Source organism: Streptomyces sp. NPDC017448, assembly GCF_044330565.1.
Classification (GTDB): Bacteria; Actinomycetota; Actinomycetes; order Streptomycetales; family Streptomycetaceae; genus Streptomyces.
In genome coordinates this window covers 81,018-99,494 of record NZ_JBIRLM010000013.1, presented here as the reverse complement: position 1 = coordinate 99,494, position 18,477 = coordinate 81,018, and the positions used below count along the sequence as shown (strand labels likewise).

The 18,477-nt window shown below is 73.6% G+C and carries 23 protein-coding genes and 1 riboswitch; of the genes, 13 read left to right on the top strand and 10 right to left on the bottom strand.

What is annotated here, in order from left to right; translation table 11 throughout:
• Nucleotides 1-3: 3 nt before the first annotated feature.
• The 4 genes from ACH4K1_RS21785 to ACH4K1_RS21770 all read right to left on the bottom strand — a co-directional run bounded on the left by ACH4K1_RS21785 (nucleotide 4) and on the right by ACH4K1_RS21770 (nucleotide 3,104).
• The gene (locus tag ACH4K1_RS21785; protein WP_398090925.1) at nucleotides 4-1,725 is read right to left on the bottom strand and encodes an urease subunit alpha; all 1,722 of its coding nucleotides are present in this window, start codon (nucleotides 1,723-1,725) and stop codon (nucleotides 4-6) included.
• Nucleotides 1,718-2,029: an urease subunit beta gene (locus tag ACH4K1_RS21780; RefSeq protein WP_398090924.1), complete on the bottom strand. Its 312-nt coding sequence runs from the start codon at nucleotides 2,027-2,029 to the stop codon at nucleotides 1,718-1,720. Before ACH4K1_RS21780 ends, ACH4K1_RS21785 begins: the two co-directional genes overlap by 8 nt.
• Before the next feature lie 14 nt (nucleotides 2,030-2,043).
• Nucleotides 2,044-2,346 carry an urease subunit gamma gene (locus ACH4K1_RS21775; protein ID WP_398090923.1) on the bottom strand — a complete coding sequence of 101 codons (303 nt, stop codon included), beginning with the start codon at nucleotides 2,344-2,346 and terminating at the stop codon, nucleotides 2,044-2,046.
• 137 nt (nucleotides 2,347-2,483) lie between these two features.
• A complete protein-coding gene (locus ACH4K1_RS21770; protein WP_398090922.1) occupies nucleotides 2,484-3,104 on the bottom strand; it encodes a TetR/AcrR family transcriptional regulator in 621 nt (206 codons plus the stop codon).
• Nucleotides 3,105-3,312: 208 nt separating this feature from the next.
• On the opposite strand from ACH4K1_RS21770, the gene ACH4K1_RS21765 reads away from it, so the two are divergent.
• Nucleotides 3,313-4,311, top strand: a complete 999-nt coding sequence (locus ACH4K1_RS21765) for an ABC transporter permease (RefSeq protein ID WP_398090921.1) — start codon at nucleotides 3,313-3,315, stop codon at nucleotides 4,309-4,311.
• 101 nt (nucleotides 4,312-4,412) lie between these two features.
• On the opposite strand, the gene ACH4K1_RS21760 is transcribed toward ACH4K1_RS21765, so the two are convergent.
• Nucleotides 4,413-4,700, bottom strand: coding sequence for a type II toxin-antitoxin system Phd/YefM family antitoxin (locus ACH4K1_RS21760; protein ID WP_398090920.1), 288 nt, complete (start codon nucleotides 4,698-4,700; stop codon nucleotides 4,413-4,415).
• A gap of 112 nt (nucleotides 4,701-4,812) precedes the next feature.
• Between ACH4K1_RS21760 and ACH4K1_RS21755 the strand changes: the two genes are divergently transcribed.
• The 3 genes from ACH4K1_RS21755 to ACH4K1_RS21745 all read left to right on the top strand — a co-directional run bounded on the left by ACH4K1_RS21755 (nucleotide 4,813) and on the right by ACH4K1_RS21745 (nucleotide 6,861).
• Nucleotides 4,813-5,436, top strand: a complete 624-nt coding sequence (locus tag ACH4K1_RS21755; protein ID WP_398090919.1) for an ATP-dependent Clp protease proteolytic subunit — start codon at nucleotides 4,813-4,815, stop codon at nucleotides 5,434-5,436.
• A 37-nt stretch (nucleotides 5,437-5,473) separates the two neighbouring features.
• The gene (locus ACH4K1_RS21750) at nucleotides 5,474-5,779 is read left to right on the top strand and encodes a hypothetical protein (RefSeq protein ID WP_228992334.1); all 306 of its coding nucleotides are present in this window, start codon (nucleotides 5,474-5,476) and stop codon (nucleotides 5,777-5,779) included.
• Between the two features lie 441 nt (nucleotides 5,780-6,220).
• A riboswitch (cyclic di-AMP (ydaO/yuaA leader) is annotated at nucleotides 6,221-6,387 on the top strand.
• A 3-nt stretch (nucleotides 6,388-6,390) separates the two neighbouring features.
• On the top strand, nucleotides 6,391-6,861 hold the full coding sequence (locus tag ACH4K1_RS21745; RefSeq protein WP_398090918.1) for a C40 family peptidase: 471 nt from the start codon (nucleotides 6,391-6,393) through the stop codon (nucleotides 6,859-6,861).
• Nucleotides 6,862-6,982: 121 nt separating this feature from the next.
• Here the strand turns inward: ACH4K1_RS21745 and ACH4K1_RS21740 are convergent, their stop codons facing one another.
• Nucleotides 6,983-7,627 carry a LysE family translocator gene (locus ACH4K1_RS21740; protein ID WP_398090917.1) on the bottom strand — a complete coding sequence of 215 codons (645 nt, stop codon included), beginning with the start codon at nucleotides 7,625-7,627 and terminating at the stop codon, nucleotides 6,983-6,985.
• Nucleotides 7,628-7,700: 73 nt separating this feature from the next.
• On the opposite strand from ACH4K1_RS21740, the gene ACH4K1_RS21735 reads away from it, so the two are divergent.
• Complete coding sequence (locus tag ACH4K1_RS21735) at nucleotides 7,701-8,624, top strand: LysR family transcriptional regulator (RefSeq protein ID WP_398090916.1); 924 nt, start codon at nucleotides 7,701-7,703, stop codon at nucleotides 8,622-8,624.
• A gap of 3 nt (nucleotides 8,625-8,627) precedes the next feature.
• On the opposite strand, the gene ACH4K1_RS21730 is transcribed toward ACH4K1_RS21735, so the two are convergent.
• Nucleotides 8,628-9,068, bottom strand: a complete 441-nt coding sequence (locus ACH4K1_RS21730; RefSeq protein WP_398090915.1) for an ATP-binding protein — start codon at nucleotides 9,066-9,068, stop codon at nucleotides 8,628-8,630.
• Nucleotides 9,069-9,302: 234 nt separating this feature from the next.
• Between ACH4K1_RS21730 and ACH4K1_RS21725 the strand changes: the two genes are divergently transcribed.
• Complete coding sequence (locus ACH4K1_RS21725) at nucleotides 9,303-10,157, top strand: helix-turn-helix domain-containing protein (protein WP_398090914.1); 855 nt, start codon at nucleotides 9,303-9,305, stop codon at nucleotides 10,155-10,157.
• Nucleotides 10,158-10,166: 9 nt separating this feature from the next.
• Nucleotides 10,167-10,424, top strand: a complete 258-nt coding sequence (locus ACH4K1_RS21720) for a DUF397 domain-containing protein (RefSeq protein WP_398090913.1) — start codon at nucleotides 10,167-10,169, stop codon at nucleotides 10,422-10,424.
• Here ACH4K1_RS21720 and ACH4K1_RS21715 read toward each other — a convergent pair.
• Nucleotides 10,417-11,577: an 8-amino-7-oxononanoate synthase gene (locus tag ACH4K1_RS21715; protein WP_398090912.1), complete on the bottom strand. Its 1,161-nt coding sequence runs from the start codon at nucleotides 11,575-11,577 to the stop codon at nucleotides 10,417-10,419. The genes ACH4K1_RS21720 and ACH4K1_RS21715 overlap by 8 nt on opposite strands.
• 313 nt (nucleotides 11,578-11,890) lie before the next feature.
• On the opposite strand from ACH4K1_RS21715, the gene bioB reads away from it, so the two are divergent.
• From bioB to ACH4K1_RS21695, 4 genes are all read left to right on the top strand, one after another.
• The gene (bioB, locus tag ACH4K1_RS21710; protein WP_398090911.1) at nucleotides 11,891-13,171 is read left to right on the top strand and encodes a biotin synthase BioB; all 1,281 of its coding nucleotides are present in this window, start codon (nucleotides 11,891-11,893) and stop codon (nucleotides 13,169-13,171) included.
• Entirely contained in the window at nucleotides 13,164-14,507 is a 1,344-nt protein-coding gene (locus ACH4K1_RS21705; RefSeq protein WP_398090910.1) for an adenosylmethionine--8-amino-7-oxononanoate transaminase, read from the top strand. The genes bioB and ACH4K1_RS21705 overlap by 8 nt, the downstream gene beginning before the upstream one ends.
• A 6-nt stretch (nucleotides 14,508-14,513) precedes the next feature.
• A complete protein-coding gene (gene bioD / locus ACH4K1_RS21700) occupies nucleotides 14,514-15,212 on the top strand; it encodes a dethiobiotin synthase (RefSeq protein ID WP_398090909.1) in 699 nt (232 codons plus the stop codon).
• Nucleotides 15,213-15,371: 159 nt separating this feature from the next.
• Nucleotides 15,372-16,049 carry a class I SAM-dependent methyltransferase gene (locus ACH4K1_RS21695; protein WP_398090908.1) on the top strand — a complete coding sequence of 226 codons (678 nt, stop codon included), beginning with the start codon at nucleotides 15,372-15,374 and terminating at the stop codon, nucleotides 16,047-16,049.
• Between the two features lie 69 nt (nucleotides 16,050-16,118).
• Here ACH4K1_RS21695 and ACH4K1_RS21690 read toward each other — a convergent pair whose 3' ends face one another.
• Complete coding sequence (locus ACH4K1_RS21690; protein WP_398090907.1) at nucleotides 16,119-16,490, bottom strand: fic family toxin-antitoxin system, toxin component; 372 nt, start codon at nucleotides 16,488-16,490, stop codon at nucleotides 16,119-16,121.
• Nucleotides 16,487-16,714, bottom strand: a complete 228-nt coding sequence (locus ACH4K1_RS21685; RefSeq protein WP_398090906.1) for an antitoxin — start codon at nucleotides 16,712-16,714, stop codon at nucleotides 16,487-16,489. Before ACH4K1_RS21685 ends, ACH4K1_RS21690 begins: the two co-directional genes overlap by 4 nt.
• Nucleotides 16,715-16,856: 142 nt before the next feature.
• On the opposite strand from ACH4K1_RS21685, the gene ACH4K1_RS21680 reads away from it, so the two are divergent.
• A complete protein-coding gene (locus ACH4K1_RS21680) occupies nucleotides 16,857-17,738 on the top strand; it encodes an LLM class F420-dependent oxidoreductase (RefSeq protein ID WP_398090905.1) in 882 nt (293 codons plus the stop codon).
• 125 nt (nucleotides 17,739-17,863) lie between these two features.
• On the top strand, nucleotides 17,864-18,334 hold the full coding sequence (locus ACH4K1_RS21675) for a GNAT family N-acetyltransferase (RefSeq protein WP_398090904.1): 471 nt from the start codon (nucleotides 17,864-17,866) through the stop codon (nucleotides 18,332-18,334).
• Nucleotides 18,335-18,477 lie beyond the last annotated feature (143 nt).

The window sequence follows — 18,477 nt, the reverse complement described above, 5'->3', positions numbered from 1 at the left end:
CTCTCAGAAGAGGAAGTAGCGCTGGGCCATGGGCAGTTCCGCCACCGGTGCGGGCTCGACCGGGTCGCCGTCGATGGTGACGGCGAAGCTGTCGGGGTCGACCTCGACGCGGGGCACGGCGTCGTTCTCCCGCATGTCCGCCTTGGTGACCCCCCGGGTGCTGGCGATCGGCACGAACCGCTTCTCCAGGGCGAGCCGTTCGGGCAGCCCGTCCTCGATCGCGGCGGCGGAGACGAAGGTGAACGAGCTCCGGGACGCCGCCCGGCCCAACGCGCCGAACATCGGCCGGGGCAGGACCGGCTGGGGTGTCGGGATGGAGGCGTTGGCGTCGCCCATCTGCGCGTACGCGATCTGGCCGCCCTTGATGACGGTCTGCGGCTTGACGCCGAAGAACGCCGGTTCCCAGAGCACGAGGTCGGCGAGCTTGCCGGTCTCCACGGAACCGATCTCACCGCCCATCCCCTGGGCGACCGCCGGGTTGATGGTGTATTTGGCGACATAGCGACGGACCCGGTGGTTGTCGGCCCGGCCGTCGCCGGGCAGCGCTCCGCGCCGCTTCTTCATCACGTGGGCGGTCTGCCAGGTCCGCAGGATCACCTCGCCGATGCGCCCCATGGCCTGGGAGTCGGAGGAGATGATCGAGATGGCTCCGAGGTCGTGCAGGATGTCCTCGGCCGCGATGGTGGAGGGCCGGATCCGGGATTCGGCGAACGCCAGGTCCTCGGGGACGGCGGGGTTGAGGTGGTGGCAGACCATCAGCATGTCGAGGTGCTCCTCGACGGTGTTGACGGTGTGCGGCCGGGTGGGGTTGGTCGAGCTGGGCAGGACGTACGGCTCGGAGACCACGGTGATGATGTCGGGCGCGTGCCCGCCGCCCGCGCCTTCGGTGTGGTACGCGTGGATCGTGCGTCCGGCGACGGCGGCGAGGGTGTCGGCGACGAACCCGGCCTCGTTGAGGGTGTCCGTGTGGAGGGCGAGCTGCGCACCCGTCCGCTCGCAGACGGTGAGGCAGGCGTCGATGACGGCGGGCGTGGCGCCCCAGTCCTCGTGGATCTTGAATCCCAGCGCTCCGCCGCGCAGTTGGGAGTACAGGGCGTCGTGGGACATCGTGCTGCCCTTGCCGAGCAGCCCGATGTTGACGGGGAGGGCGTCCAGCGCCTCGAACATGCGGGCGAGGTGCCAGGGGCCGGGGGTGACGGTGGTGGCCTTGCTGCCCTCGGCGGGCCCGGTGCCGCCCCCGACGAGGGTGGTGATGCCGGCGGCGAGCGCCTGGTCGACGAGGGTGGGGGAGATGAAGTGGACGTGGGCGTCGACCCCTCCGGCGGTGAGCAGCTTGCCGTTGCCGGCGATGATCTCGGTCTCGGGCCCGATCACCAGGTCGGGGTGGACGCCGTCCATGGTGTCGGGGTTCCCGGCCTTGCCGATGCCGGTGATCCGTCCGTCCCGGATGCCGACGTCGGCCTTGACGATGCCCCAGTGGTCGATGACGACGACCCCGGTGACGACCGTGTCGGGCGCGCCCTCGGCCCGGGTGGTGCGGGCCTGGCCCATCGATTCGCGGATCACCTTGCCACCGCCGAACACCGCTTCGTCGCCCGCGTTGCCGGGGCCGCCCGAGCGGTCCTCCTCGATCTCGACGAAGAGGTCGGTGTCGGCGAGCCGGACGCGGTCGCCCGTGGTGGGCCCGAACAGGTCGGCGTAGACGGCTCTGTCGAGATCAGGCATCGAGGGCTCCTCCGGTTTCGCCGCGCAGGCCGGGGACGGTGCGGCGGCCGGCGAGGGGGACGAGTTCGACGTCGACGGGGACGCCGGGTTCGAAGCGGGCGGCGGTGCCGGCCGCGATGCCGAGCCGCAGGCCGCGGGCGGCGGCGCGGTCGAAGCGCAGCCCGGGGTTGGCCTCGGCGAAGTGGTAGTGGGAGCCGACCTGGACGGGGCGGTCGGCGGTGTTGAGGACGGTGAGGCGGGTGACGGGGCGCCCCTCGTTGAGGGGGACCTCCCCTTCTCCGTACAGGATCTCTCCGGGAATCATCGGCGCCGTCCCCGTCAGACGATCGGGTCGTGGACGGTGACGAGTTTCGTGCCGTCCGGGAAGGTGGCCTCGACCTGGACGTCGTGGAGCATCTCGGGGATGCCCTCCATGACGTCGTCGCGGGTGAGCAACGTCCGCCCCGAAACCATGAGTTCGGTGACGGTGCGGCCGTCCCGGGCGCCTTCCAGCAGATGGGCGGTGATGAGCGCGACGGCCTCGGGGTGGTTGAGCCGCAGCCCGCGTGCGCGGCGCTTCTCGGCCACGTCGGCGGCCACATGGATGAGCAGGCGTTCCTGCTCGTGCGGGGTCAGTTGCACGCTTCCACCTCATCGTCCTCCGTCCGGCACCGGCTCCGGACGCAGCGGAAACCTACCCCCGTTCAACAATTCGTTGAAGGCGAAGTGGCCGCCCGGGCCCAGGCATTGCACGTTAGGGCGGAAGTTTTTCCGGCGTGTTAACCGGTCTTTTGCGTCTTCATGGCCATCAGCCCGCGCAACCCGCCCTCCAGCACATCCGGCCGCACGTCCCCGAAGAGCGCCTCCTGCAGGATGAACCCCTGTGCCGTCGCGATCATCGTGCGCGCCACATGGTCGCTCGGGACGTCGCCCGCCAGGGTTCCGACGGCCCGGTAGGCGTCCACCAGCTCCGCCCAGAGTCCGCGCATGGCGGTGTACCCCTCGTCCAGCAGTGCGGCGAGCCGCTCGTCACGCAGCGTCTCGGACCAGAGCTGGACGACGAGCGCGGCGAACGCGCGGCGCTCCAGGCCCCACACCCCGCCCGCGAGGAGCCCGCCGAGGACCTGGCGGAGCAGCGCGTCCGGGGTGGGCGGCGGAGTCGTACGGGCGGCCTCCTCGAAGGCCCCGCGGATGGTGTCGAAGGTCCCCTCGGTGATGGCCGCGATGATGTCCTCCTTGCCGGGGAAGTAGCGGTAGACCGCCCCGGCGGACAGCCCCGCCTCCTTGAGGACGTCCTGCATGGACGTGCCGTGGAAGCCGTTGCGGGCGAAGCAGCGCGCCGCACCGTCGAGGATCTGACGGCGGCGGGCGTCGAGGTGTTCCTGGGATACGCGAGCCATGCCCTCAACTTAAAACGAACGTTCCTTCTTGACAATCGGAGGAAGAGTGCCGAGAGTGGGGCCAAACGTAAAACGAACGATCCTTCTTTTTGACTTCCCCTCCGGACGCTCCCCCGGGCCCTGTGGCGCTTCCCCGAGCCCCTTCGGACGCCCCCGGGCCCTGCGGCGCTCCGCCGAGCCCCTCCCCTCCACGAAACGAGGCCCTCGCATGCCCCCCGCACCCAACCGCCGCGCGATGGCGGTGGTCCTGCTGGTCCCCCTGGTGGTGACCCTCGCCCTCTGGGCGTTCGCCTGGCCCGCCGCACGGATCGCGCCGCGCGACCTCCCGGTCGGGGTGGCGGGCCCGGCGCCGGCCGCCGAGCAGTGGGAACAGCGCCTCGATCGGCGGGAGGGCGCCTTCGAGGTGCATCGCTTCGCCGACGAGGCCGCCGCCCGCACCGCCGTGGAGGACCGGGTCGTCTACGGCGCCGTCGTCGCCGGCCCGCGGGGCCCGCACCTGCTCACCGCGTCGGCCGCGAGCCCCGCCGTCTCCCAGCTGCTGCGCGAGGCCGTGACCGCCTCCGCCCCCGAGGGCGCCGCGGTCCGGGTCACCGATGTGGTGGCCGCGCCCTCCGGCGACCCCCGCGGGGGCGTGCTCGGCGCGAGCATGCTGCCCCTGGCCCTGGCGGGAATGGCGGCCGGCGCCGCGGTCACCCTGACGGGACTGCGCGGGGCACGGGCCGCGGCCGCCCTGATCGGCTCGGCCGCGTCGGCGGGTCTCGCGGTGACGGGCGTGGCGCACAGCTGGCTCGGGGCGCTCGCGGGCGACTGGTGGGCCGAGGCGGGCGCGGTCGCGCTGACCGTGCTGGCCATCGGTTCGGCGGTGGCCGGGCTCGCCGCCCTGCTCGGGCCGCGCGGCATCGGCGTGGGCGCGCTGCTGATGGTCCTGCTGGGGAACTCCTTCTCCGGCGTCACCAGCGCGCCCGAGCTGCTGCCGGAGCCCGTGGGGACGATCGGCCAATGGCTCCCGCCGGGCGCGGGCGGCTCACTGCTGCGCTCGGTCGCCTTCTTCGACGGCGGCGCGGCGGGCGGCGCCGTACTCACGCTGTCGCTCTGGTCGACCCTCGGGCTGGCGGCCGTACTGGCCGTCCGGCGGGCGCCCGGCGCCACCGGACCGGACGATTCCCGTCCTGTCGCCCCCGCCCGGGAGCCGGCTCTGACCGGCTGAGTCCCGGACGTCCACCATCGCGGCCGGGCGCCCCTCCTCCAGGAGGGGCGCCCGGCCGCGTGCCGTCGCGGGGCGGTCGGGACGGAGGCGGAGTCGGGTCGTCAGGTGTCGCGGTCGTCGCCCCGGGGGCGGTGCTCGGCAGCGATGCCGAAGCTGCGCCGTTCGCCCTGAGCAGAGCGCGCGGAAGCGATCGAGGAGACCGAGCTGATCACCTGCTCCTCGGCCGCGGCCTCCTCCTCCTCAAGTCGTTGCAGGTCAGCGGCGGACACCAGCGCGACGAGCGGCTTGCCGTGCCGCGTCACGACGACGCGCTCACCGCCGTAGACGACGCGGTTGATCAGTTCGGCTAGCTCTGCCCGTGCTTGCGTCACCGGAATCTCGTAGGCCATAGTTCCCATCATAACCTTCTGTACGTCCTGTACATTTTTTACGGACGGACCGACAGGTGATCCGGCCCGGGGCCGTCACGCCCTCGTGCGCACTCAGGAGAAAGGCACCGCCATGATCCGCTCCACCGCCCGTTACGCCCCCGCGGCCCGTTACGTACTGCCGGAGTTCACCGAGCGCACCGCGACCGGGACCCGCACGCTGGACCCCTACTCCAAGCTGCTGTCCGAGCGGATCGTCTTCCTCGGAACCCCGGTGGACGACACCGCCGCGAGCGACCTCATCGCCCAGCTCATGTATCTGGAGCACGCCGATCCGGACCGGCCCGTCTCGCTCTACATCAACTCCCCCGGCGGCACGTTCGGCGCCATGGCCGCGGTCTACGACACGATGCGGTTCCTGGCCTGCGAGGTCGAGACCTTCTGCCTCGGCCAGGCGGGCTCCTACGCCGCCGCCCTGCTGGCGGCCGGAGCGCCGGGCCGCCGACATGCGCTGCCCGGTGCGCGGGTAGTCATCCAGCAGCCCGCACTGGAGGAGCCGATGCGGGGCCAGCCGTCCGACCTGGAGATCCACGCGCGCGAACTGATGCGCACCCGCGAGATGTTCGCCGCCATGCTGGTCCGGCACACGGGCCGGACTCCGGAGCGGATCACCGCCGACATCGAGCGCGACACCATCCTCGACGCACAGGCCGCCCTCGCCTACGGGCTGGTCGACCACGTCGTGGAGAACCGCTGACGCCCCCGCCCGCCCCACGCCACGAGGTGAACCGCCGATGGAGCCACCCGCGTTCCCGCCCTTGCCCGCCCTGACCCGCGCCGAGGGCGAGTTCGTCGACTGCTATCTGGCCGTGCTGGACCAGGTGGGGCGGATCAACCCGGCCCACGGCGGCGACACCTACGGCGCACTGCGCGCCGCCCAGGCCCTGGCCTCCGGGGCGGCCGCGCTGCGCGACGCCCTGGCGCTGATGCACGAGCGCGGCGAGTCGCGCCTGCACGCGGCCACGCTGGCCCGGGCCCTGCGCGTCCTGGACGGGGAGCGCCGGGCAGGCCGGGTCGCGATGCCGCCGCCCGCGAACTGACCGGCACCGCAGGCCGGGTTCGGGGTACCCGAGCGGCCGGGGGGCGGTACGGGAGCGGAACCGGCCGCGCGGTACGGAAACGGGGGAAGCGCCTTACGGCAGCGGACCGGTCGGCGCGCCGCACGACACGCCCGATCCGGCACTCCATTTTCCTCGCTCGTTCGGCGTAGACGATCACTCGTGTGAGCGATGGCTCAACTTGCGTTCCGCCCGCGGGCTGTACTCGAAATATGCCCTTTCGCCGCTGGTGCGCGGGTGTGCGCGGGGCCCGTCGGCGGGGGTGAATCCGGCCTGCCCACTCGAATGGATCAGGGGTGAGGAGACTCACAAATCACCGTTTCCGCTCGGAAATCCGGCACGGAGTGCGTCAAGATCCCTGGGACGACAAGCCCCCGCCACCGCGGCGGGGCGGTCCGGGCGGACGCCGAGTCCTGCCGCCGCCCGGATGACTGGTCGACAGAAAGTGGATCGGCAGGAGTGGAGGACCCGAGCACAACGGGCCGACCGGGAGACCGGGAAGCCCTCGGGGTGAAGCCGCGACGCGGCCGGGCAACTTCGCCAGCCCGAACCCGACAGGTCATCCTTCACAGGCGGCTGACGAAGGGTTGCGCATGCCCGCGCAGGTTCATGTCCCGTCTCTGTTCGCCCGGGTCGGCACGGCCTCGGCACTCACCCTGGCCGTGACGTCCACGATGCTGGCGCCCGGCCTGGTGAGCGACGCCGAAGCGGCCACCCACTCGACGAAGGCCCTGAAGGTCGCCGCGTCGAAGAAGGGGTCCCCCTACAAGTACGGCGCGGCCGGTCCCCACCGCTTCGACTGCTCGGGGCTGACGGTCTACTCGTTCAAGAAGGCGGGGAAGAAGCTTCCCCGCACGGCACAGCAGCAGTACAACAAGACCCGCCATATCACGAAGTCGCAGCGCAAACGCGGCGACCTCGTCTTCTTCCATTCGGGGCGCAGCGTCTACCACGTGGGCATCTACGCCGGAGCCGGCAAGATCTGGCACTCCCCCAAATCGGGAGACGTGGTGCGACTGGCGAAAATCTGGTCCAAGAGCGTCTGGTACGGACGGGTCCGCTGACCCACCGGCCGGACGCTCTCTCCTTGCGGGGCCGCACGAGCGCCCCCTCACGGACGTCACGGGCGGCCCCCGCACGGCCGCGGGCCGCCCGGACCGCCCCCTCCTGGGCGGGGACGGCACCTCAGCGCAGCAGCGGGCCGGTCACCAGGACCAGCCCCAGTCCGGTGAGCGCCACTCCGCTGCCGCCCTCGATGGCGCGGGCGGTACGCGGTCGGCGCAGCCATCGGCCCAGCCGGTCCACGAGCAGGGCGACGGCCGGGAACCAGATCAGCGCCAGCACCACCACGACGGCCGCCAGAAGCAGGGTCCGGGGCAGCGGCGGCTGCCCGGGGGGCACGAACTGGGGCAGCAGGCTGAGGAAGAGGACCGGGGCCTTCGGGTTGAGCGCGTTGGTCAGGAACCCCTGGCGCAGCGCGCGTCCGAACCCCCGGGGCGCGGGCCGCCGCGGTCCGTCCTCCACCGCCTCCTGCTCCGCACCGCTCCGCCGGAGCGTCGCGTACAACGCGCTGATCCCGAGGTGGAGCACGTACGCCCCGCCGAGCAGTTGGACGGTGCGGAAGAGGGCCGGCACGGCCACCAGCACGGCGGCGAGCCCCGCGACCGCGAGGGCGGTGTGCACCAGCAGCCCGCCGGCGACGCCGAGCGCGGTGGCCAGGCCGGCGGCGCGGGAGGCCAGGGCATTGCGTACGACCACGGTGAAATCGGCGCCGGGCAGCGCGACCATACCGGCGGCGACCCCCGTGAAGGCGATCAGTTGTGCGTCCATGGGGACCACCTTGGACCTGCGAAGCCTTTAGCGTGTACTTGCAATCTCCTGGGTCTGCCTAAAGGAACGCTTCATGTACGATCCGACGCGCCTCGCCGCGCTCGTGGCGGTCGCGGAGGCCGGATCGATCACCCGGGCCGCCGCCCGCCTGGGCTACACCGCGCCCGCGCTCTCCCAGCAGCTGGCCAAGCTGGAGCGGGAGGCCGGGGCCGCCCTGCTGGTACGCCACCACCGCGGCGCCCGGCTGACGGCCGCGGGCGAACTGCTGGCGGGCCGGGCCCGGCGGGTTCTGGACGAACTGGACCAGGCGCGCCACGAGCTGGCGCGGCTGGCCGGGCTCTCGGGCGGCCGGCTGCGGGTGGGGACGTTCACGACGGCCGGCATCCATCTGCTGCCCCCGGTCCTGAGCGCGTTCCGGCGCGCCCATCCGGAGGTGGAGCTGGCGGTCGCCGACCACGAACCGCCCGGCGGGATCTCCGCGGTGGCCGCGGGCGACGTGGACCTCGCCCTGACCCATGCCTACGAACCCGGGGGCGTCGCCCCTCCCCCGGCGGGTGTGGTCGTCGAGCCCCTGCTGGTCGAGGAGCTGGTGCTGGTCACCTCGGCGGGCCACCGGCTCGCGGAGGGCGCCGGGCGGCTGCCGGTCGCGGAGCTGGCGGGGCGGCCGCTGATCAGCAGCGCGCCCACGCATCCGCCTCGGCGGGGGGTGGAGAACGCGCTCGCCGAGGCCGGGGCGACCCCGGCGGTGGTCTGCGAATCGCCGGGGTACGCCCTGGTGTGCGCGCTGGTCAGCGCGGGGCTCGGGGTGGCGGTGGTGCCGGAGATGGTCGCCTCGATGGCTCCGGCCCCGCTGTCGGTACGGCGGCTGGAGCCCGCGTCGTTCCGCCGGACCATCTCGGTCGTGCACCGGGGCGAGAGGTCGAGTGCCGCGGCGGCCACGCTGCTCGCGCTGCTGCGCAGTGGTTTCGGCCGCGGGGGCACGGCCCCCGCGGGCTGAGCGTCAGCGGGGCGCGCCCTGGAGCGGAACGGCCCAGGGGAGGGCCAGCCAGACCGTCTTGCCGCCCTCGGCGGTCGGGGTCACCCGGAGCCGCCCGCCGCACTCCTTGGCCAGCGACCGGATGATGGCCAGGCCCCGGCCGTTGTCCTGCCGTACGGCGGCGGGCAGGCGCTGGGGCCATCGGGGGTGACTGTCCGTGACGCCGACGTACAGCTCCTCGTCGCGTACGAGGCGCAGGTCCACGGTGAAGGTGGGTGACTGGCCGAAGGTGTGCTGGACCGCGTTGGTGGCCAGCTCCGAGACGATCAGGCGGACGGTGTCGGCGAACTCGGCGTCGTCCGGCAGGCCCCATTCGGTCAAGGTCCTGGCCACATGTCTGCGGGCGGACGAGACCGAGGCCGGATCGCTCGGCAGCGTGACGGTTGCTTCCTGATGGTCTGCCATGGCGACGCCGTCCCTTTCCCGCTCCGGGCGACCGACGGCCGACCGGGATGGTGCTTCGCGTCAGACTGCCATCGATGAAGCTCCCTGTAACGGCGTTCGACCAAGATATGCATATATCTGTCGCTCGAAGCGGTGAATTCGGGACCGGTGCGGTGGTGGCGGGCGGCACACTGGCGTCTCCGCAGGCAGGGTCCGGCGACGGGCCGGCCCTTTCCGACAGAGAAGGAGACCGGCATGCTGCACGGCCCCGCCGTCCGGCGGCGCAAGCTCGGCGAGGAGCTGCGGAGTCTGCGTCACGCCGCCGGGCTGACCAGCCGGGAGGCGGCGCGGCTGCTCGGCTGGCACCAGTCGAAGGTGAGCCGCATCGAGACGGGTGCGAGCGGCGTGACGCCCTTCGACGTATCGCGGCTGCTGGACGCCTACGCCGTGCGCGACACCCGGCTGCGTTCGCTGCTGGAAGTCCTCGCGGGGTCGGCGGGGGGCGGGGGTTCGGGCTGGTGGCACGCCTACCGGGGGCTGATCCCGCCGCAGTACCGCGACTTCATCAGCCTGGAGTCGCAGGCCAGTACGGTCCGGACGCTGGAGACGTCGGTCGTCCCGGGGCTGCTCCAGACCGCCGGGTACGCGCGGGCGGTGACCCGCGCCTCGGTGGGCGGTTTACCGGAGGAGCACCTCGACTCCCTGGTCGAGGTGCGGCTGACCCGGCAGCGGGTGTTGCGTACGAACCCTCCGCTGCGGTTCACCGCGGTGCTGGACGAGGCGGTGCTCCACCGCGAGGTGGGAGGGCCGGAGGTGATGCGGGACCAGGTGCGGCACCTCGCCCGCGTTTCCCGACTCCCGCATATCCACCTGCAGTTGCTGCCGTTCTCGGCCGGGGGGTACATCGGGCTCACCGGGCCTTTCGTCATCTTCTCCTTTCCGAACATTTCTGATCTGGACGTGGTCGTTCTTGACCACTTGACGAGTAGCCTCTATCTGGAGCGGAAAGAAGACCTCGACGCGTACAGCTCGGCCTTCCGCACCTTGCAGGCGCACGCGCTGTCGCCGGAACGCTCGCTGGACCTCATCACCGGGATCGGACGCAGCTAAGGGGCCGCCATGCCAGACCGTCTCGCACCGTCCACCGCGTCACCGTCACCGCCGTCCACCGTGACGGCCGCCCCGCACTGGCGGCGCAGCAGCCGCTCGACCGGGATGAACAACTGCGTGGAGACCGCCCTGCTGGGCGGCGCGGCCCTCGCCGTGCGCGATTCCAAGGACGTGGACCGGCCGCCGCTGCGCTTCTCGACGGTGGCCTGGAGCACGTTCGTGGACGGCCTCGGCCCGCACGGAGCCGGGCCGCGGCGCTTCAGCTGACCGGAGCGTCCGCCTGCCGGGGAGCGGTGGCGACGATCGTGGCCACCGCGGCCGTGATCTGTTCCTCGGTCAGGTCGGCGCGGGCGGTGAGCCGCAGGCGGGAGACGCCGTCCGGGACCGACGGGGGGCGGAAGCAGCCCACCGCCGTCCCGGCCGCGCGGCAGTCGGCCGCCCAGCGCACCGCCGCCTCCGCCGAGGGGGCCCGGACGGCGACGACGGCCGCGTCGGGCCGGACCGCCCGCAGCCCGGCGGCGGCGAGCCGCGAGTACAGTGCGGCGGCCACCGCCCGGGCGCGGCCGGCCCGTTCGGGCTCCCGGCGCAGCACGCCGAGCGCGCCGAGCGCGCCGCCGGCCGCCGCCGGGGCGAGCCCGGTGTCGAAGATGAACGGGCGGGCGGTGTTGACCAGGTGGTCGATGACCCGGGCCGGTCCCAGGACCGCGCCGCCCTGGCTGCCCAGGGACTTGGAGAGGGTGAGCGTGGCCACGACCCCGTCGCCGCCGGCCAGTCCGGTCGCGGCGGGCGCGCCGCGCCCGCCGTCGCCCAGGACGCCGAGCCCGTGGGCGTCGTCGATCAGCAGGGCGGCGTTCGCGGCGCGGCAGACCTCGGCCAGCGCGGAGAGGGGCGCCGCGTCTCCGTCGACGGAGAAGACCGAGTCGGTGACGGCGAGCGCCCGCCCGTCGTGCGCCCCGAGCGCCTTGGCGACCGCGTCCGGGTCGGCGTGGGGGACGACGGCGGTCTCGGCGCGAGAGAGCCGGCAACCGTCCACGATGGAGGCGTGGTTGCCCGCGTCGGAGACGATGAGCGAGCCGCGCCCGGCCAGCGCGGTCAACGCGGCGAGGTTGGCCGCGTACCCGGAGGAGAGCACGAGGGCCGCCTCGAAGCCGCAGAACGCGGCGAGTCCGTGTTCGAGTTCGGCGTGCAGGGCGGTGGAGCCGGTGACCAGCCGGGATCCGGTGGCCCCCGCCCCCCAGCGGCGGGCGGCTTCGGCCGCCGCCCCGGTGACCTCCGGGCGCCGGGCGAGGCCCAGGTAGTCGTTGCTCGCGAGGTCCAGCAGCTCCGGCTCCGCGCCGCGCGGTCGCAGGGTGCGGACGAGTCCGGCGGCGGCCCGGCCTCGGGCCTCGGCGTCGATCCAGTCGAACGGGGCGTAGGACATGGGGCGGTCCCTCGGGTAGGCGGGCCTGGGCGGGGCGGCTCCGAGCGGTCGGCCCGGTGGGCACGGCCGTGCGCGCGGCCCGGTGTGCGCAGCCCGTGCGCACGGGCCGGTGCGCACGGCCCCGCCACGGGCGGCCCCGCGGGGCCGGGCCCGGTGCGGAGGGTCCGGTGCGAACGGTCCGTTTGTAGGCAGCCCACAGACCCTAACCGGGCGCACAGCAGGTCAGGGTGTGGCCATCCACACACCCTCGCCCGGCTCTCCTGTCCGGTTCCTCCTTGGCTGGAGGCGGTGCCGTACGTCAGGATCAGCTTCCATGGACCTGCTGAACACGCTGGTGGACAAGGGACTGCGGCGCGAACTGCCGACCCGTGGAGAAGCGCTCGCCGTGCTGGCGACCTCCGACGACGAACTGCTCGACGTGGTGGCCGCCGCCGGGAAGGTGCGCCGTCAGTGGTTCGGACGACGCGTCAAACTCAACTACCTGGTCAACCTCAAGTCCGGGCTCTGCCCCGAGGACTGCTCGTACTGCTCGCAGCGGCTCGGTTCGAAGGCCGGAATCCTCAAGTACACCTGGCTGAAGCCGGAGGAGGCGTCCAGGGCCGCCGCCGCCGGGGTGGCGGGCGGTGCGAAGCGTGTCTGCCTGGTGGCGAGCGGGCGCGGCCCCACCGACCGGGACGTGGACCGGGTCACCAGGACCATCGAGGCGATCAAGGAGGAGAACGAGGGGGTCGAGGTGTGCGCCTGCCTCGGTCTGCTCGCGGACGGACAGGCCGACCGGCTGCGTTCGGCGGGCGCCGACGCGTACAACCACAACCTCAACACGTCCGAGGGGACGTACGGGGCGATCACCACCACGCACACCTACGCGGACCGGGTGGAGACCGTGCGGCAGGCCCAGGGCGCCGGGCTCTCGGCGTGTTCCGGGCTTATCGCCGGGATGGGCGAGAGCGACGAGGACCTGGTCGACGTCGTGTACGCGCTGCGCGACCTGGACCCGGACTCGGTGCCGGTCAACTTCCTGATCCCGTTCGAGGGCACCCCGCTCGCCAAGGAGTGGAACCTCACCCCGCAGCGCTGCCTGCGCATCCTGGCGATGGTCCGCTTCGTCTGCCCCGATGTCGAGGTGCGGCTCGCGGGCGGCCGGGAGGTGCACCTGCGCTCGATGCAGCCGCTGGCGCTCCACCTCGTCAACTCCATCTTCCTGGGCGACTACCTCACGAGCGAGGGCCAGGCCGGCCAGGCCGACCTGGACATGATCGCGGACGCCGGTTTCGAGGTGGAGGGAGCGGGCACGACGACGCTGCCGCGCCACCGGACCGGCGCCCCGGCCGGGTGCGGCACGTCGGCGGAGCCGGGCGGCTGCGGTACGGAGCCCGCGGGCTGCGGCTCGCACGCGGACTCCGGAGCCGCCGGGGGCTGCGGACCCTGCGGCGGCCACGGGGACCGGGAACCGGTGACCGCAGAGGCCGCCGAGGCCGCGCCCGGGGCGGGTGCGGACGGCGCGACGCGCGGCGAGGGCAACGGCGCGGCGCGTACGGATCTGGTGGCGGTGCGTCGGCGCGGTGCGGGGACGGATCTCGCCCCCAATGCCTGAGCCGTACGCCCCCGCGCTCCCCCGGCCCGCCGCCCCGAAGCCGTACGCCCCCGACGAGCTGCGGGCGCTGGACCGCGCCCATGTGTGGCACCCGTACGGCCCGATGCCGGGCCGCCAGGAGCCGCTGATCGTGGAGTCGGCCTCCGGGGTACGGCTCCGGCTCGCCGAACCCGTCGAGGGGCGGCGCGAGTTGGTGGACGGCATGTCCTCCTGGTGGTCGGCGGTGCACGGTTACAACCACCCGGTCCTCAACGAGGCCGCACGCGGCCAGCTGGACCGGATGAGCCATGTGATGTTCGGCGGGCTCACCCATGAGCCCGCCGTCCGGCTGGCGGCCCGGCTGGTGGAGATCACCCCCGAACCGCTCCAGCACGTCTTCCTCGCCGACTCGGGCTCCGTCTCCGTCGAGGTCGCGGTCAAGATGTGCCTGCAGTACTGGCGTTCGGCCGGTCGTCCGGCCAAGCAGCGGCTGCTGACCTGGCGCGGGGGCTACCACGGGGACACCTGGCAGCCGATGTCGGTCTGCGACCCGGAGGGCGGGATGCACGAGCTGTGGTCGGGCTCCCTGCCCCGGCAGGTCTTCGCGGACGCCCCGCCGGACGGCTTCGAGGCGGAACCGGACCCCGCGTACACGGCCCATCTGCGGGGGTTGGTCGCCGCGCACGCCGATGAGCTGGCGGCGGTCGTCGTGGAGCCGGTGGTGCAGGGGGCCGGAGGGATGCGGTTCCACTCCCCCGGCTATCTGCGGGTGCTGCGCGAGGCGTGCGACGAGCACGGCGTCCTGCTGGTGCTCGACGAGATCGCGACCGGTTTCGGCCGTACCGGCAAGCTGTTCGCCTCCGGGCACGCCGGGATCGCACCCGACGTCATGTGTGTGGGCAAGGCGCTGACCGGCGGTTACCTCACGATGGCGGCGACCCTGTGCACCACGCGGGTGGCGGAGGGCATCTCCAGCGGCGCGGTGCCGGTGCTGGCGCACGGCCCGACGTTCATGGGCAACCCCCTGGCCGCCTCGGTGGCCTCGGCCTCCGTGGACCTGCTGCTCGGGCAGGACTGGGAGGGCGAGGTGGCCCGGATCGGGGCGGGCCTGCGCGCCGGGCTCGCGCCCGTCGCGGAGACCGCCGGTGTGGTGGACGTCCGCGTCCTGGGGGCGATCGGGGTCGTCCAGCTCGACCACGAGGTGGACATGGCGGCGGCGACCCGCGCGGCCGTGCGCGAGGGCGTGTGGCTGCGGCCGTTCCGCGACCTCGTCTACACGATGCCGCCGTACGTCACGGGCGACGAGGACGTGGCGCGGATCTGCCGGGCCGTGGGCGCCGCGGCACGGGAGGGCTGAAGCGGTATGTCGATGATTCTGGTGGTCTCCGGCACCGGCACGGAGATCGGCAAGACCGTGGTGACCGCCGCTGTGGCGGCCGCGGCGGGGAGCCGCCGGGTCGCGGTCCTCAAACCCGCGCAGACCGGGCTCGCTCCCGGGGAGCCGGGCGACGCGGCCGAGGTCGCGCGCCTGGCGGGAAGCCGGGTGACGGCGGTCGAACTGGCCCGTTTCCCGGAGCCGTTGGCCCCGGCCACGGCCGCCCGCCGGGCGGGGCTGCCGCCGGTGCGGCCGGTCGAGGTGGCCGAGGCGGCCCGGAAGCTGGCCACCGAGCACGATCTCGTGCTGGTGGAGGGCGCGGGCGGGCTGCTCGTACGGTTCGACGACGAGGGCGGCACCCTCGCGGACGCGGCCCGGCTGCTGTCCGCGCCGGTGCTGGTGGTGGCCCCCGCCGGCCTGGGCACGCTGAACGCCACCGCGCTGACGGCCGAGGCGCTGCGGGCCCGGGGGCTGGAGTGCCGGGGCGTCGTCATCGGCAGCATGCCGGCGGAGCCGGACCTCGCTGCCCGGTGCAACGTCGAGGACCTGCCGGTGGCGGCGGGCGCACCCCTGCTGGGCGCGGTGCCGGCGGGGGCGGGCGCGCTGCCGGGCGCCGCGTTCGCGGCGCGTGCGCCGGGGTGGCTCGCTCCGGCGCTGGGCGGGAGCTGGGCGCCGGCCCGGTACTGAGCGCCCGGTCCCCGTACCGGCCCCGCGCTTCCGTAGAGGGGTTGCGCTTCCGTACCCGGGCGTACGCCTCCGTACCGGGCCCGCGAGGGCTACCGGGAAGCCGCGGGGGGAAGGAGAATCGTCGAAGGGCAGCACGTCCACTCCTCACGGAGGTCCGCCATGCAGCTGCGCAACGGGAAGCTTCCCCGGGACGCCGTGCACCATCCGCTCTTCGCCCGGTTCTACGCCCGGTTCAGCGTGGCCGCCGACCGGAAGGGCGGCGTCGCCGCGTACCGCGAGGAGTTGCTGTCGGGACTTTCCGGCCGGGCCATCGAGATCGGCGCGGGGAACGGGCTGAACTTCGCCCACTACCCCGGCGCCGTCTCCGAGGTCGTGGCGCTGGAGCCGGAACGCTCGCTGCGGCAGCTCGCCGTCCGCGCCGCCCTGCGGGCCGAGGTGCCAGTGGACGTGGTGCCGGGCGCGGCGGAGGCGATCCCGACGAAGAACGAGGGTTTCGACGCCGCCGTCGCGTCCCTGGTGCTGTGCACCGTGCGGGATCTGCCCCGGGCGCTCGCCGAGATCCGGCGCGTCCTGCGGCCCGGTGGCGAACTGCGGTTCTTCGAGCACGGGGTGGCCCCCGGCCGGGCGTTGGCCACGGTGCAACGGGCGGCCGACCGGACGCTGTGGCCGGTGCTCTTCGGCGGCTGCCACACGGCGCGCGACCCGCTGGCCGCGATCGAGGCGGCGGGCTTCGAACCGGGCACGTACCGCAGGCTGCGGATTCCGGAGAAGGGCCCGCGGACGCCGTCGTCGCCGTGCGTCCTGGGGGTGGCCCGGAAGCCGTTCACCGAGAGGTGATCCGGGCCCGGGGTTTTCGCGCCGGGTACGGCCCGGGCCCCCGCCGTCACCGGACCGGCGCGCGCCGTCTCAGACGCTCCACTGCCGCAGCTCGTCGGCGATGGCCCGGACGTCGGCCTTGCCCTGCTTGACCAGCAGCGCCAGATCGCGGACCTGCTCGGGCGAGGTGACGACCTTGAGCCCGGAGGCCACGAGATAGCCGTACGCGACGGCCGACGCGAACATCGCGTTGGAGTGTTCGAGGGCGGGCACATGCAGCAGCAACTGCAACAGGGCGGCCGCCCGCGCGTGCGGGTCGGCGTAGACGGCGCTGCCGAAGATCTCCGCGTCGTGCCGGGCCACGGCGGCGACGAGCGCGCCCCAGTCGAGAACCTGCGGATCCCCGGGCGTCTTGTGCTCGGCCACCATCAGCAGCCAGGAGAGGTCGATCCGGAGGTTCAACGGGCGCCTTCGCGCTCCGGGCCGAGCTCCTCGGCGAACACCGACTCGTACTGCTTCATGAAATCGGCCGCGGCCTCGACGAACGTGTGGCCCACCTCGCCCGCGTCCTGCTGGACGAGCTCCTCTATGTAGCGGTTCACGCTCACCCCCCTCTGCAGCGCGCGCCGGCGCGCCGCCTCGGCGGTGGCCTCGTCCACTCGAACGTTCAGCTGAGTCTTGGGCACTCTCCCACGCTAGCGCGGGCGCGCTAGCACCGGCAAGGGGGCGGAGGGGGACCAAGACACGTGTTCGCCGGACAACGGACCACCTTCTCGGCAGAGTGGGTGGCGGTAGCACTTACCCCGTTCTTCTCCCACGGAGGCACCCATGACCAGGCCGTTCCGCTTCGGCGTCAACCTGATGGCCCCCACCGACGGGGCGGGGTGGCGAGCCCGCTGCCGCCGGGCGGAGCAACTCGGCTACGACGTGATCCTGGTCCCGGACCACCTGGACATGCCCGCCCCCTTCCCCTCCCTGGTCGCCGCGGCCGAGGCCACGGAACGGCCCCGCGTCGGCACCTTCGTCCTGAACGCGGGGTTCTGGAACCCGACGCTCCTCGCCCGCGAGACGGCCGGCACGGACGCGCTCACCTCGGGCCGTCTGGAGCTGGGCATCGGCGCCGGATACGTCCGCGCGGAACACGAGCGGGCGGGCATCCCGTTCCTGACGCCCGGCGGACGCGTGGACCACCTGCGGCGCACGGTGGAGGAGCTGGACCGGGCACTGCGCGACGAGGCGTACCTGCCCGCGCCCGTGCAGCGGCCCCGCGTCCCGCTGGTCATCGGCGGCAACGGGGACCGGGTGCTGCGGCTGGCCGCCGAGTACGCCGACACCGTGGCCTTCACGGGCGCGGCGGGCGGCAGGGACGGGGCCCTCTCGGTCCTGACCGCCGACCAGCTCGAAGCGCGGGTCGACGCCTACCGGGGGTTCGCCGCACGGCGGGAGAGCCCGGCGGAGCTGAACCTGCTGCTCCAGCTGGTCGCGGTCGCCCCCGACCGGAGGTCGGCCGCCCGGCCGCTCCTGGAGCAGATGCCCCATCTGAGCGAGGACGAGGTGCTGGAGCTGCCGATCGTCGCGGTCGGCACCGTGCGCCGGATCGCCGAGCAACTGCGGGAGCAGCGCGAGCGGTTCGGGTTCTCGTACCTGACCGTCCTGGAACCGGCGATGGAGGCCTTCGCACCGGTGCTGGAGGAACTGGCGGGCACCTGACGGGACCGGGCCCGCCCGCCCCGGAACCCCGTCCGGGTCCTGGGCCAGGGCTGCCCGGCCCGGCCCGGCTCCGGGGCGACCGCATCGTGGAATGCGGTCGATGCCGTGCCGGGGCAGGTGGTGGGATGACCGCCATGAACGATCTTTCGATAACCGTACGATGCGCGACCGCGGCCGACCTGGACGAGGTCCTGGCGTTCTGGAAGACGGCCGCCGAAGGCACCGGCATCAGCGACGACGGCGACGGGATCGCCCGCTTGGTGGAACGGGATCCGGAGGCGTTGCTGCTCGCCGAGCGGGACGGGGTGCTGGTGGGGACGGTCATCGCGGGTTTCGACGGCTGGCGGTGCCACCTCTACCGGTTCGCCGTCCACCCCGACCGACGGCGGAAGGGCGTGGGCAGCGCCCTCCTGGCGGCAGCCGAGGAACGGTTCACCGCGCTGGGCGGGCGGCGTGCCGACGCCATGGTCCTCGACCGCAACACGTCGGCCCACCACGCCTGGCTCGCGGCGGGCTACGGGCCCGAGCCGCAGTGGAGCCGCTGGGTGAAGCCCCTGGCGAACCGGGGAGGGGCGCCCTCGGCGCGGAGGCGGTGACGACGGTCGCGCCCGCGCCGGGGCGGTGACGGCGGTTGCCCCCGCGCGGACGCGGTAGGACGGGGCTTGGCCGGGCAGACGCCCTACGATGACATGCCCCTCCGCCCCTTCCCTGCCGAAAGGTGTGACCGTCCGCCCATGGG